We start from the raw sequence: 13,712 nt of genomic DNA on the forward strand, positions 1-13,712 counted from the left end.
CCCTACGGGTTGATGATTAAATTATGCGGGAATTTTGGCGGGAAGTTGGGCTTTTTGAGCTTGATATTCTGCCAACTGTTGTTCAATTTCAGTTTTGACAATTTGGCGGTATTCTAAGAAATGTTCGTTATGGGCGCAGAGGGTTAAATATTGATCCCAGACGGCGGGATTATATTTGATGATACTAAACAAATATCCCCAGAATTTCCAGCGAGTTTGGCGTTTAATTCCCTGTCGCCAAATCACAGTTGCTAAGGCTTTTAAATCAATCCAACTGGGGAATTTACCCGGGGGATGACATTTCGGCGCGCCCAACTTGAGGAAACAGCGATAGGTGCGTTCTAAATAGCGTTCAGGATCATATAATTGCCAGAAGGTTTCAATATATTCTTGAGCAATTTCTTCCACCGGACGGGTAGGAACAAAGTTAATTAATGTAGTTTGGTTAATATCAAACTTTTTAGGATTAATTAACCGTCCTTCTTTCTCTAAACGATGCCATAAAGCCGTATTGGGTAAGGCTTGTAACATACTAAATAAAGCCGTGGGAATCGCAGATTGTTCAACAAATTCAATAATTCGAGATCCCGCCCCTGGTTTTTCCCCATCAAATCCCAGAATAAATCCTGCCATCGGACGTAAGCCAGCGCGGATAATTTTATCAACGGCTTCTAATAACGGACTGCGGTTATTTTGATATTTTTTAGTCATTTCTAAACTACTGGTATCAGGGGTTTCAATCCCTAAAAATACCGCATCAAAATAACACTCCACCATCAAGTCCATTAATTCACCATCATCGGCTAAATCAATAGAGGCTTCGGTATTAAATCGGAAGGGATATTGATGGTCAGCTTGCCAAACTTTTAGGGCTTTTAACAGTAATTTGACATTCCGTTTATTCCCGATAAAATTATCATCTACCATGAATATTGATCGTCGCCATCCCAATTCATAAAGATAGTCTAATTCCTTTAACAATTGTTCTGGAGTTTTGGTGCGGGGTTTGCGACCATACAGCACAATAATGTCACAGAATTCACATTGAAACGGACATCCCCGGGAGAATTGTACCGACATAGAATCATAGGCATCTAATTCTAATAAATCGTAACGGGGAATAGGAGTTGAGGTGACACTGGGTTTTTCTTCCGTGCGGAATACCCCGGAAGTTTCACCTTTTTCCAAGGCTTCTACAAACATGGGTAGGGTAATTTCCCCTTCATCTAAAATCAGAAAATCTGCCCCGGAATCTTCAATTTCATGGGGGACAGAAGTGGGATAGGGGCCACCCACGGCGACTAATTTCCCGCGTCTTTTGGCTTCTTGAATTTGGGAGATAAAATCGGATTTTTGGACAATCATTCCCGAAAGGATGACTAATTCTGCCCAGTCCCATTCCGCTTCAGTTACCGCCGTAATATTACGATCAACCAGTTTGAATTCCCAGGTTTGAGGCAAAATTGCCGCCACAGTAATTAATCCCAAGGGCGGTAACAGCACTTTACGATCAACTAATTCTAGGATTTTTTCATACGACCAAAATGTAGACGGGAATTGAGGATAAATTAATAATGTTTTCATGGTAAAAATGGTAATGTTGAGTTAATATTATTTTAGAGAATTGGTTAAATAGTACAAATGAATTTTTCACCCAGAATTTTTCACCCAGCGATTGAAATCGCGGCTACACAAACGAAGTCCGGATGGTGCGCGGACTAATTAACAGATTAACATAATGTTCTCTGATTTTATCTTCAACCCGCGCAGGCGGGTTTGGGTTGTGTAGCTGCGATTTCAATCGCCGGATCTCTGGATCTCTCATTGTTGGCGCTATGATACAAACGTTAACATTTAACCAAATCATACAGGGTTATCACCAATATGGCTGTTAAAATAGGGGATATGGCTCCTGATTTCACCTTAACTTCGCAAACGGGCGAATCAGTGAGCATCAAAGACTTTCGGGGAAAAAAATCTATTGTCCTCTACTTCTATCCCAAGGATGATACCCTGGGCTGTACCGCCGAAGCCTGTGCCTTTAGAGACAGTTATCAAGTTTTTACAGATGCGGGGGCGGAAGTGATTGGCATTAGTTCGGATTCGGCCCAATCTCATCAACAGTTTGCCACAAAATACAATCTGCCGTTTATTTTGTTGAGCGATACCGGGAATAAAGTGCGTCAACTCTATGGTGTTCCAGCGACGATGTGGGTGCTCCCGGGCCGCGTTACCTATGTGATTGATAAGGACGGCGTAGTGCGACATCTGTTTGATTCTATGCTAGATTTTTCGCGTCACGTTGAGGAAGCGTTGACCACCCTGAAATCGATTCCAACTTCATAGAATTTTAATCAAAAATCGCCCCTATTCAATGAATACAGACTATAAAAATACCCTCACCAACTTGGGGCAAGAGTTATCTCAAACTTTGCCCCAACTTGCCCATCTTCTACCTCTATTTATGTTAGCTGTGGGCGTCGGTTATCTGTTCAATTGGTTGCACGTTCCCGTTGCCTGGCTAATTGGCCCAATGGTGGCGGGGATTATTTATGCGGTGTTTCAGGGCAAACCTCAGCCCCTACCCCCGATCTTTTTTATTGTGGGTCAAGCTATTGTGGCGATCGCAACGGCTACGGGCTTTTCACTTAGTACTATAGGGTTAATGGGGACTTACGCCTTCCCCCTGATGCTCTGTATTTTGGTGACCGGGGGTATGAGTATTTTGAATGGTTATTTTTTAGGACGCTGGGGCGGAATTGACCGGGCGACCGGGTTCCTCAGTTGTGTTCCTGGGGCGAGTTACAGTTTAATTGCCATGAGTGAGGAAATGGGGGCTGATGCGATCGCCGTTGCCCTGTTACAATATCTGCGGATTCTATTAGTAGCATTAATTGTTCCTGCCCTCGTCGGGTTTTGGTTTGCGGGGGATGTGGCTGTCGGGTCTGTGGTCTCTATTCCCCTTGACACTTCACCTGCTTTACCAATGCTTTACAACCTAGGAATTATGGGGGTTTGTGCGGCATTAGGAATCGTTTTAGGGGAAATGTTTAGTTTACCTTCGGCCTTGTTTATTGGGCCGTTTCTAGTTAGTCTAATTGTGTTTTGGACATTTCCCTATGCGATTAAAATGCCCCCTTTGCTGTTTACAATTGGGCTATTATTTGTGGGATTTTCGGTGGGTTTAAAGTTTGACTGGCAGAATGCCAAAAGACTCTGGAAAGCTGTTTTAATTGAATTATTTTTAGTTATCATATTAATTCTATTTTGTTTGGGTGCAGGTTATATTTTCCATCAAATCACCCAGGTTGATACCATGACCGCCATATTAGGTTCCACACCCGGAGGCATTACAGCGATGATCGCAACGGTAATTCAACTCGGAGGAGATGCGGGAATTGTTTTAGCAATGCAAATGACCCGAATGTTATTAATATTATTAATTAGTCCTTGGTTTGCAAATGTATTAATTAAAAGTCAAAAACAATCTAACCTCAGCTAGTTGTTGAGCTTTAGCTCCCCTAAGCACCCAAGCGCAACAACAAACTATTGTGATATAATATCTTAAAAATCATTAATCTATTGATTAATTGAGGGCAATGTCACCAGAAACACTGCTAAATGGGTTAACATTACCGCCCACTCAAGACGAACTACCCTATGACGATGGAGTCCCCATGGAAACCCAACGCCATAAAATGCAAATGGATTTACTCATTGATCCGTTAATTCCTTGGTTAGAACCGCGAGAAGATGGTTATGTTGGGGGCAATATGTTCCTCTACTTTAGTTTAGCCCAAGTGCGGAACCAAGACTTCAAAGGCCCCGATTTTTTTGCCGTATTAGGAGTTCCCAAAAAAGAACGAAAAAGTTGGGTCGTTTGGGAAGAGGGAAAAGCTCCCGATGTGATCATTGAACTATTATCACCCAGTACCGCCCAAGAAGATAAAACTAACAAAAAAATCATTTATCAAAATCAAGTTCGGGTTCCCGAATATTTCTGGTATGATCCTTTTAACTCCGATGAATTGGCAGGTTTTACTTTAAAAAATGGCAGTTATGAACCAATTTTTCCCGATCAATTTAATCGATTATTCAGTCAACAATTAGGCTTATCATTAGTACGATGGTCAGGAGTTTATAAAACCGTTGAAACCGTATGGTTAAGATGGGCAACTCCAGAGGGTGAAATTCTGCCCACACCCGATGAATTATCCGCACAAAAAGCTGAACAAGCTCAACGCCAAGCTGAAGCCTCCCAACTTCAAGCTGAACAAGCCCAACACCAAGCTGAACAAGCTCAAAAGCGTTCCCAAGAGTTAGAAACCTTACTCAGCCGCTACCGTCAACAGTTTGGGGAATTACCTGAATCTAGTTCTGATTAGTTTTGAGATCAAATTGGGTATTCTAAAAATAGGTACTATTAAAGCCAAATAATCGAAAATAAGAGGAAGGTATAAGCAATGAATCCCGCCGAGAAACAATCATTAGAAAAACAATATGGAGCCGAGCGTATCCGTAAAATGGAACGCTCTAAGCAGGTACAAAAAGTGATTATGTTCCTATCACTGCTGTCTTTTTTTGGTACGAGTATATTTGGATTAGGAAAAGTGTTCAAAGGTGCATTTGAAAAAAAACCTGAAGCGACTCAAACGACAGAACAACAATCTGCAAGTGCTTTATTACAAAAGCAAGAAAAAGGCTATGAAATTGTATTAAAACGGGAACCAAATAACCCAACCGCATTGGAAGGTTTAGTGAATGTTCGGTTGCAACAAAATAATATTCAAGGAGCAGTTGAACCCTTAGAAAAGTTAGTAAAATTATATCCTGATCGGCAGGATTATCAAAATTCATTAACTGAATTAAAACAGAAAAATAAAAAATAAATTCCAGTTATGAAATATTTAGACTACTGGCTAAAACAGCAAAAACAGCAACAGTTAGAAGATCAAATTAGAGCGGAACAAGCCAGAACAGAAGTTCAAGCGATTGTCAAAGTATTAATAGAACAATTTTCTATTAAAAAAATTATTCTGTTTGGTTCTTTAGTTCGAGGAAAATTTAATGAAAATTCTGATATTGATTTAGCGGTAGAAGGAGTGCCAACCAGGGATTATTTTACAGCCGTTGCGATCGCTAATAACTTAACATCCCGATGGGTTGATTTGAAACCCCTAGAAGACTTAGAACCCCACTTTCGAGAAAGGGTTTTAGCCACAGGAGAATGTGTTTATGAAGCCAATGTCAGCGAGTAAAATTAGAGAACTGGCGACTGATATTGAAATTGAGTTAGAACGTTTAGGAAGGTTGGAATTAGCGATCGCTCAAGTCTATCAGGAAGTTCAAAATGATCCAGACCGGGCTACAATTTTTCATGAAAGTCTAGCCTTAAAGTTACATAACTTTTATACAGGTTGTGAGCGGATTTTTCAACTCATTGTTTCTGAATTAAATGGTTCTTTACCCTCAAGTTTTGATTGGCATAAAAGACTTTTAAATAGAATGAGTATAGAAAGAGAAGGGTTGCCAGCGATTTTGACTCCAGACACAGTTATTCTGTTAAATGAGTATCTAGGTTTTAGGCATATTGTTAGAAATTTGTATGGTTTTGAATTAGATCCTAACAGGCTAGAAAAACTTGTTGAAAATTACCCTTTAGTTTGGCATCAAGTCAACTTTGAACTCAGAGAATTTATCAATTGGCTTAGACAACTCGCTGAACAGTTAGAATAATCAGGAGTTATGCAGAAACAGGGTTTCTTGAAGTATGAAAGTTATTGGGATGAGTGCCCCAATAGGAGAGGGCTAAAGCCCAACAACGGTTTGATAAAATTCCTCTAATGCAGCGACACAAACTTGATCATCAAAAATCAGATGATGGCGATCGCTCATTTGTTGAGAAAGTGTTTTTCGCCATAAGGGATCTAATCCTAATTTAACCGCAATTTTAATATATTCGGCTTCATTTTGTGCAATGGTTTCTGTTAAGTTGATCATTTTTAAGAAACTATCCGCATGATGTCCGCGCATGAATTCCCCAGGACAAGTTACAATGGGTAAATTACAAGCGATCGCTTCTAAAGACGTATTTCCCCCCGACCAAGTAAAGGTATCTAAAAACACATCAGAAAGCAAATTTAACATCAAATAATCAAACCGCTCAGGGACGTTTCGATGTAAACAATAATCTTGATCATTTAACCCATAATTAGCAAATGCTTGTTTTAACCGATTATTTAATAGGGTTCCTCGGAAGAATAAAAACCTAGCATTAGGAACTTTTACTGCAATTTCTGGTAAAATATAATCATATTGAGGCAAATATTTAAACGGTGCTTGACAACATAAATAAATCACCGCATCCTCGGGTAAATCATAATCTGAGCGGGTTTTAACTAAGGCTGGAATATCTTGCGGTTGGGGATAAGCAACCCCAATATTAGGTAATAAAATTAGGCTTTCTGAATAGTGTTCCTGGGGCTTTTCCGGTTCCATTAATTGACTAGAAAGAAAATAATCAATTGTTGGTAGTCCCGAGGTTACGGGATGACCCCAAGCGGTGCATTGAATAGGCGCTAAACGCAAGGCGGCTAGTTCCATTGTTGGGGGGTTCATGCCAATTTCTGGGTAGACTAAAATATGCAGTTTATCGTTAAAAATTTGTTGGGCAACCGCTTCTAAATTGTCGGGAATATGATAGAATTGATCACTATATTGTCGAAACTGTTCCGTAACTGGATCGGGAGAATTGCCAGTATAATAAGAGTAAATTTCAAACTGATTATGATTAGCATAGCGCAACCAACCTGTTAACCAAAGTGACCCACTATAACAATGCAAATAATTAGAAACATATCCTACCCTGATTTTATCTTCAACTGTTGGTAGGGTTAACGGTTGCACCCATTGGGGATATTTTGCTGACATCATCCGATGGAGGAAATCACCATAAATCCGTTGTTCTTCTATAATATTTCTCGCTTGATAACCTAGGTAAAAATTAGTAAATCTTCCCATTCCTAAAAACGCCTGTTCTAAGGTTTCAGGATTATTAAAATCCGTGGTTTTAATTAAGGTTTTTAATCCTTTTTTAAACCGTTCTTGATAATCACTAATTTCCTCAACGGAGTGATAAAACATCGGAACTATTAAATTTTTTAGTAATATAAAAGTATAATCTTTAGGTAAACATTCCGAGGCTATTTCCGCTTGTGTAGTGGCTTCCTCTGTTCTTCCCTGATAGAGAAGATTTGTAATTAGGGTAAAGTGGAGAGGTGCAAATTGTGAATAAAGCTCTAGGGCTGTTTTTAAAATATTAATTGCACTATCATGTTCTCCCAAATTCCAGTAACAGTGATGGAGTTTTTCATAAGTATTAACATCTCCCTGTTGTAAATTGAGTAGTTTTTGATATTGGGCTATCGCTTCTTGATAATTACGTAATTCATACAGGCGATCGCCAAAACTTTTATAGTAGGGTGCGGGATTTTGTTGTCTTTCTTTAGCCAGTTCTAAATTGTGTAAAATATCAGGATGATCAGGAAAAATTTGTAAAGCAATTTGATAGTTTTCTAGGGCTGATTCTATTTGATTTTGCAATAGAAAAAGATTCCCTAAGTTTAAATAACTGCCAAAATGATTCGGGTTAATATTAATCCCTTGACGATAAGCGGTTTCCGCTTCTATAAATTGCCCTTGTTGCGTTAAGAGATTTCCTAAGTTATTATAGACATCAATATGATCGGGTTTTAATTCGATTGTTTTTTGGTAGGCTGCGATCGCTTGTGGAATTTGATTCAATTTTTCATAACTCATTCCTAAATAATAATACGCTAAATTATTATTTGTATTTTGTTTTAAAACATGAGATAATATTAAGATAGATTGAAAATAAATTTCTTTTTGGTAATACAAAATTCCCAAATTAACCCAAATTTCAGTATTTTCTTTTTGCCATCTAAGCAAGAATTTATATTGCTTTTCAGCTAAATTAAACTGTTGGTTTTGATGCGCATTTATCCCTTGTTGATAAATTTGCTGTAACTGATCCTCTGTGGGTTTTTGTTCTGCTAATTCAAGAATTTTTTTGATGACAATATCTTGACGTTGTGCTTGAAATATTTCCACTGAATAATTAAATGTTCTGTTCTGGTTCCAACTTAAAACTTGAATTCTATCAGGGAGATGACTATTTACTAAAATAGACAATTCTGTGAACAATTCCGCTTGTGGATAAGATGCTAAAAAATCCCAGATTGCTTGCTGAACAAAACCAATATTTCCATGATCAACGATGATTAAAGCTGAATCTGATAATAGGGGTTTAGCTAACAATAAAGCTAATAAAGTAGAACGATAATCGGTCGCACTCTGGACAACATAAACCCCTATTTTAATCTCCGTTTCTAGTTGTCGCAGTTCTAATAAAAATTCTTCAACATCTTGGTTATAAAAACAAACCTGTTCCTCCAGGTTAAACTGATGTAAATTTTTAAATAGCTGTTCCAAACTTTCACTATCTGGTGTAAAATCAGGACTGTCATTAATAGCATAGGCAATAGCTTCTGGTTGATTCAAAAGCGCACCAATCAAGGTTAAACCCTTTTGTGTTCCAATCTCACAATAAATTTCATTGGGTTCCAGACTAGCCACCGCACAGTTGAGTAACGGGAGCAAATTCTGGGGAAACTGCTCTGAAGCGAGGTTAAGCACTTGCTGAAACCGTTTAAATTGCGCGTGGACAAAGACAGTCCCCCACTGTTCATACAAATTCGGTAGTTCTTGAATAAAGCGTTGATTATCCATAGTCAAACTTAGGAGTGTTGAATAGAACCTATATAATATAGTACAAGATTGTTAGGAGGAATGAGTTTAATTAACTTTAAAAAGTGATCATTTATGGGATGATATTGGGTATCATAGGAGCAGAGTAACTTTTCCTGACTCTCAGTAGAATCTTAGTAATATTAAGCCGAAGAAAGCTCAAAGTTTTCTCATTATCTCAAACTAATTTATTGATATTATTTATGAAATGTAAAGTTTGTAATTCTAAGTCTAACTATTTTGCTACGGCTCAAATTCTTAATAAGTATGATGTTAGTTATTTCCAGTGTTCAAATTGCAGATTTATTCAAACTGAAGAACCCTACTGGTTAGAAGAAGCATATTCTAATGCAATAGCGATCAGTGATGTTGGGTTGGTGTTCAGAAACTTAATGTTTTCTGATGTTGCCAGTAAACTAATTTTTAATTTTTTTGATCATCAGAGCAAATTTTTAGATTATGGAGCCGGATATGGATTATTTGTTAGGTTAATGAGAGATAATGGTTTTGATTTTTATTGGTTTGATAAATTTTGTAATAATTTGTTTGCTCAAAATTTCGAGATTAATTTAGATACAACTGAAAATAATGCCTTTGAAATTGTAACGGCTTTTGAAGTCTTTGAACATCTGATTAATCCTAGTATTGAGTTAGAAAATCTCTTAAAAATATCCTCAACTATTTTATTTAGTACAGAGCTACTCCCGGTTAGCAATCCCAAACCGAATGACTGGTGGTATTATGTTTTACATGAAGGTCAACATATTTCAATTTATACCCATCATTCCCTAAGAATTTTAGCAGAGCGATATGATTTAAACTTTTACTCTAATGGCAGTTCATTACATTTATTAACCAAAAAAGAATTACCTTGTAACCCGTTTGAACAATTATCCCGTCAGCAACTTAAAAAAGTAGAAAAATCATCTTTAATTAACCAAGACTTTAACAATATTCTGGAAAAATATTTTCCGTCTAATTCAGTCAACAGCATCAATACAGAATCATCCTTGTCTCCCAATTTAGAGACATCAAGGTTAAATAGCCCGCTCAATATTATTGTTGATGGGGTCTTTTTCCAAATGTTTAAAACCGGAATAGCCAGGGTTTGGCAATCGTTATTCTTAGAATGGGCAGTTAACGGATTTGGTCAAAATATTATTGTTTTAGATCGAGCAGAAACAGCCCCCAAAATAGCGGGAATTAGGTATCTTTCCGTTCCAGCCTATGACTATTCTAAAACAGAAGTTGACCGCCAGATGCTTCAAGAAGTTTGTGATCAAGAAGCAGCAGACTTATTTGTTTCAACTTACTATACAACGCCCCTATCAACACCATCGGTTTTTATAGCCTATGATATGATTCCTGAAATTTTAGGGGCGAACTTAGATGAACCAATGTGGCGGGAAAAACACCTAGGAATTGCCCATGCGTCAGCTTATATTTCCATTTCAGAAAGTACAGCAAATGACCTAGTTAAATTGTTTCCAAATATCAATTCTAAAATTACGGTTGCTCACTGCGGAATTTCTAATGCTTTCTATCCTGCACCCCCAGGAGAAATTATTCAATTTAAAACTAAATATGGAATTAATAAACCCTATTTTCTATTAGTTGGAGCCGGTAGTGATTATAAAAATGCTGTTTTGTTCTTTCAAGGGTTTTCTCAACTTTATAGTAAATCAGCATTTGATGTGATCTGTACAGGAGCGGGTTATTTATTAGGACACGAATATCGAGAGTTAGCAGCAGGTAGTACAGTTCATTCTTTGTACCTAAGTGATGAAGAACTCAGATCTGCTTATTCAGGAGCCACCGCCCTAGTTTATCCCTCTAAATATGAAGGCTTTGGAATGCCCATTGCAGAAGCTTTAGCCTGTGGTTGTCCGGTTATTACTTGTGCAAATGCTTCGATTCCTGAAGTCGCAGGAGAGGCTGCAATTTATATTAAAGATGATGATATTGATGCCATGACTGATGCACTTTGCGAGGTACAAAAACTCAAATACCGTAACATTTTAATGGCGAAGGGATTGGAACAAACACGGAAGTTTTCTTGGTCAAAAATGGCTAATATTATTAGTTCTGCTTTAATTGATGCCACACTTCTGCGTTTAAACCTTAGAGAGATTAATTTAGTTGTTTTTCCCGATTGGAGCCAACCAGAAGAAGTGCTTTATACCGAATTAGCGAATATAATTAAAACGCTAACAACTCATCCCAACCGGAGTCAAATCACCTTACTCATTGATCATCAAAACATATCAGATGAAGATGCAAATTTAGCATTGTCTAGTGTGATGATGAATTTGTTAATGGAAGAAGAATTAGAGCTTGATGACGGTGTAGAAATTGCTTTAATAGATCAGCTAAATTCTAGCCAGTGGTCTGCTTTATGTCCTCAACTCCAGGGTCGAATTAAATTAGAGCATGAAAATCAAGAAGCGATCGCATCTGTTGGATCAGAAATCATCCCAGTTTATGATTTAGAAAACAATAATACCTGAAAAAGACTATGCGGTTAAAACCTAAGTAGGGGGGAGGCGTGCTTCTCCCTTGGTTGCTATGAAAATAAATTACAAATTTAAGTCTTATTCTCAATATAGTTTAACCACATTTGTTCATAAGCATTTTCCATTTCTCGGGTAAATTTTTTCGCATTCCACAACGGAGCCGTTTGTCGATTTTTCCTTAATTTCCAAGCAATTTGTTGGCGTAAATTCTCATCTTTTCCTAACTTAATTCCCCATTCCACATATTCCTCATCTGTCCAAGCAATTCCCTCTGTAATTCCGGCATTGACCATCATTGTATAACTATTTCGGGCTGAGAATTGTTGCCCCACTCGGGTTACCAATGGAATCCCCATCCACAGAGTTTCCATAGTGGTTGTCGCCCCATTATAGGGGTAGGTATCCATTACCACATCAGCAATGGCTAAATTAGCTCTATGTATAGCTTCTGTGGGTGATAAGGGTAAGAGTTTTAAGCGATCGCCATCTACCCCCACAGAGTCAGCAATTTCAGCATAAAATGTTTTCAAAGATTCTTGATCTGCCTTTCCTTTAATCAAGAAATAACTATTAGGAACTTCCTTTAAAATTTGTAACTGTAATTTAGCCGTATCAGGATTATATTTATATCCCCCTTGAGCCGTCAAATAAATAATAGCATCATTAGGAATATTTAACTGATCTCGACGAATATTAGAAACAGCTACTTCAAAACCATCAACAGCAATATAGGTTTGAGGTAAACGCCAAATCTTTTCACTGTAGTAATTTTCAGCATTGTCAGGTAACACATAAGGGTCGGCAATAAAATAGTCAACAGATGGAATTTCAGACCCATCCCAACCTAACCAAGTCACTTGGATGGGTGCTGGTTTAATGGCTAAGGTTTCACAGGTAGAGCTTAACGTTAAGCTGTCGAGATCCACTAAAATATCAATCTCATCTTCATAAATTTTTTGGGCGACTTCCCTTCCTTCTAACCCTAATTGATGGGTTTTATCGCTTTTATTAATATACCAGCTTTGCAATTCATCCGGTTTATCTAAAGCCGCCAATAAATAGGTATGAATGACAAATTTTTCTCGATCATGGTGTTCAAATAAACCCCGGGTTAACCAGCCAACAGAATGGTTGCGTAAACAATGAGAAACATAGCCAATTTTTAGAGGTTTTTCAGCAGATATCAAGGTTTTGGGCCGAGATTCCCACTGCCGACATTGTTCTATAACCTGCGGAATTTGACTTTCTATATTAGACTGAAGAAACTGCGAAACTTCGCGCCGAATCAATAAATTTTCCTGAATTTTATCTTGAAAATAGGGAAAGAAAAAAGTTGTGATAAAACAACCCACGGCTAAATCATAAGATAAAGTTGGCTTTTCTGTTACTAACCGAGTCAGCAGGGAATGGTAGTCTTCCATAACAGCACAGACCTGTTTCCACCGTCCACCTGCACTCATTAAACCTCGAAGTAATAAAAATCTCGCATAAACTTGATCAGGGAAATCTTCCGCCATCGAGTAACAATACTCCGCCGCTTCTATTCCTTTGGCATATTCCCGAATATCTTGATAAAACATAGATATACATCGAAGTAATTCGGGATGTTTAGGATGCAATCTTAACCCTAGCTCTGTAAACTTAATCGAGAGATGTGTTTGATGTCGAGAGTAAGCTAATCTATAAATAAATGGAATTAAAAAATTGAGATAAGATTGAATATCGGTAATATAATTAAGACAAGTTTCAGCAAATTGGTATGATGAAGGATGTTCAGGTGCTTGCTGGCAAATTTTATCTAAAACTTGAAGTAAAAGTTCAGGATTAATTTCTGTGGTTGGAATAGGATCGGAGTTAAGTAAATCCAAAATTCCCCATTCAATTAGTTCTTCACCCGTATAGGTTTGACCTATAGCAGATAATTGAACTAAATGCAATAAATTATTAATATATGTGGGATCAATTTCCCGAATATGCTGACGAATTACCCAGGCTTTTGTCTGGTCTTCTAATATTAGCTGTTGGCGTTCGGCTTCCGTTTCTAAAACTTGGATTAATTCCTGTGTCCACTGTTCAATTTCTTCCGGTTCTCCCTCCGCCATTGCTACTAACCAAGTCGTTTGAGCTTCAACTTCCTGTCCTTGTAGCAACAGTAATAAACCCAAATACCAGTAAGAGGAAATGATTTCTGGCTGAGTATTAATCAGTTCTTCATAATGATTTATAGCGGCAACATAATCCCCTGTTTCCAGATATTTAATCCCTTGTTGATTCCTGTTTAGTAAATTCATTGGAGTAGTTTAAGTAAAAAATTAACAGATTTATTGGTCTTAAAAAAATATCTCAATTCCTTTGTAGGGGAGAGGCTCGCCT

At 37.7% G+C, this 13,712-nt stretch carries 10 protein-coding genes; 7 read left to right on the top strand and 3 right to left on the bottom strand.

Annotated elements, in window-relative coordinates:
- Nucleotides 1–21: 21 nt before the first annotated feature.
- A complete protein-coding gene (locus AC2D3N_RS21415; RefSeq protein ID WP_484692078.1) occupies nucleotides 22–1,584 on the bottom strand; it encodes a B12-binding domain-containing radical SAM protein in 1,563 nt (520 codons plus the stop codon).
- A 300-nt stretch (nucleotides 1,585–1,884) separates the two neighbouring features.
- On the opposite strand from AC2D3N_RS21415, the gene AC2D3N_RS21420 reads away from it, so the two are divergent.
- From AC2D3N_RS21420 to AC2D3N_RS21445, 6 genes are all read left to right on the top strand, one after another.
- Complete coding sequence (locus AC2D3N_RS21420; protein ID WP_484692079.1) at nucleotides 1,885–2,346, top strand: peroxiredoxin; 462 nt, start codon at nucleotides 1,885–1,887, stop codon at nucleotides 2,344–2,346.
- 28 nt (nucleotides 2,347–2,374) lie between these two features.
- A complete protein-coding gene (locus tag AC2D3N_RS21425; RefSeq protein WP_484692080.1) occupies nucleotides 2,375–3,502 on the top strand; it encodes an AbrB family transcriptional regulator in 1,128 nt (375 codons plus the stop codon).
- Nucleotides 3,503–3,599: 97 nt separating this feature from the next.
- Complete coding sequence (locus tag AC2D3N_RS21430; RefSeq protein WP_484692081.1) at nucleotides 3,600–4,385, top strand: Uma2 family endonuclease; 786 nt, start codon at nucleotides 3,600–3,602, stop codon at nucleotides 4,383–4,385.
- 78 nt (nucleotides 4,386–4,463) lie between these two features.
- The gene (locus AC2D3N_RS21435; protein ID WP_484692082.1) at nucleotides 4,464–4,889 is read left to right on the top strand and encodes a tetratricopeptide repeat protein; all 426 of its coding nucleotides are present in this window, start codon (nucleotides 4,464–4,466) and stop codon (nucleotides 4,887–4,889) included.
- A 9-nt stretch (nucleotides 4,890–4,898) separates the two neighbouring features.
- On the top strand, nucleotides 4,899–5,258 hold the full coding sequence (locus AC2D3N_RS21440) for a nucleotidyltransferase family protein (protein WP_484692083.1): 360 nt from the start codon (nucleotides 4,899–4,901) through the stop codon (nucleotides 5,256–5,258).
- Nucleotides 5,236–5,736 (top strand): ribonuclease toxin HepT-like protein, encoded by a 501-nt coding sequence (locus AC2D3N_RS21445; RefSeq protein WP_079679948.1) that lies wholly within the window; start codon nucleotides 5,236–5,238, stop codon nucleotides 5,734–5,736. The genes AC2D3N_RS21440 and AC2D3N_RS21445 overlap by 23 nt, the downstream gene beginning before the upstream one ends.
- Nucleotides 5,737–5,808: 72 nt before the next feature.
- On the opposite strand, the gene AC2D3N_RS21450 is transcribed toward AC2D3N_RS21445, so the two are convergent.
- Nucleotides 5,809–8,808 carry an O-linked N-acetylglucosamine transferase, SPINDLY family protein gene (locus AC2D3N_RS21450; protein ID WP_484692084.1) on the bottom strand — a complete coding sequence of 1,000 codons (3,000 nt, stop codon included), beginning with the start codon at nucleotides 8,806–8,808 and terminating at the stop codon, nucleotides 5,809–5,811.
- A gap of 221 nt (nucleotides 8,809–9,029) precedes the next feature.
- Here AC2D3N_RS21450 and AC2D3N_RS21455 point away from each other — a divergent pair, with 221 nt between their 5' ends.
- Complete coding sequence (locus tag AC2D3N_RS21455; RefSeq protein ID WP_484692085.1) at nucleotides 9,030–11,333, top strand: methyltransferase domain-containing protein; 2,304 nt, start codon at nucleotides 9,030–9,032, stop codon at nucleotides 11,331–11,333.
- Nucleotides 11,334–11,410: 77 nt separating this feature from the next.
- Here AC2D3N_RS21455 and AC2D3N_RS21460 read toward each other — a convergent pair whose 3' ends face one another.
- Entirely contained in the window at nucleotides 11,411–13,630 is a 2,220-nt protein-coding gene (locus AC2D3N_RS21460; RefSeq protein ID WP_484692086.1) for an O-linked N-acetylglucosamine transferase, SPINDLY family protein, read from the bottom strand.
- Between the last annotated feature and the right edge of the window lie 82 nt (nucleotides 13,631–13,712).

The organism is Planktothrix sp. PLAVEN19ND, from assembly GCF_057220675.1.

Excerpts from the sequence above, each read along its gene's own strand:
- AC2D3N_RS21415 (WP_484692078.1), bottom strand. The coding sequence starts at position 1,584 with ATGAAAACATTATTAATTTATCCTCAATTCCCGTCTACATTTTGGTCG.
- AC2D3N_RS21420 (WP_484692079.1), top strand. The coding sequence starts at position 1,885 with ATGGCTGTTAAAATAGGGGATATGGCTCCTGATTTCACCTTAACTTCG.
- AC2D3N_RS21425 (WP_484692080.1), top strand. The coding sequence starts at position 2,375 with ATGAATACAGACTATAAAAATACCCTCACCAACTTGGGGCAAGAGTTA.
- AC2D3N_RS21430 (WP_484692081.1), top strand. The coding sequence starts at position 3,600 with ATGTCACCAGAAACACTGCTAAATGGGTTAACATTACCGCCCACTCAA.
- AC2D3N_RS21435 (WP_484692082.1), top strand. The coding sequence starts at position 4,464 with ATGAATCCCGCCGAGAAACAATCATTAGAAAAACAATATGGAGCCGAG.
- AC2D3N_RS21440 (WP_484692083.1), top strand. The coding sequence starts at position 4,899 with ATGAAATATTTAGACTACTGGCTAAAACAGCAAAAACAGCAACAGTTA.
- AC2D3N_RS21445 (WP_079679948.1), top strand. The coding sequence starts at position 5,236 with ATGAAGCCAATGTCAGCGAGTAAAATTAGAGAACTGGCGACTGATATT.
- AC2D3N_RS21450 (WP_484692084.1), bottom strand. The coding sequence starts at position 8,808 with ATGGATAATCAACGCTTTATTCAAGAACTACCGAATTTGTATGAACAG.
- AC2D3N_RS21455 (WP_484692085.1), top strand. The coding sequence starts at position 9,030 with ATGAAATGTAAAGTTTGTAATTCTAAGTCTAACTATTTTGCTACGGCT.
- AC2D3N_RS21460 (WP_484692086.1), bottom strand. The coding sequence starts at position 13,630 with ATGAATTTACTAAACAGGAATCAACAAGGGATTAAATATCTGGAAACA.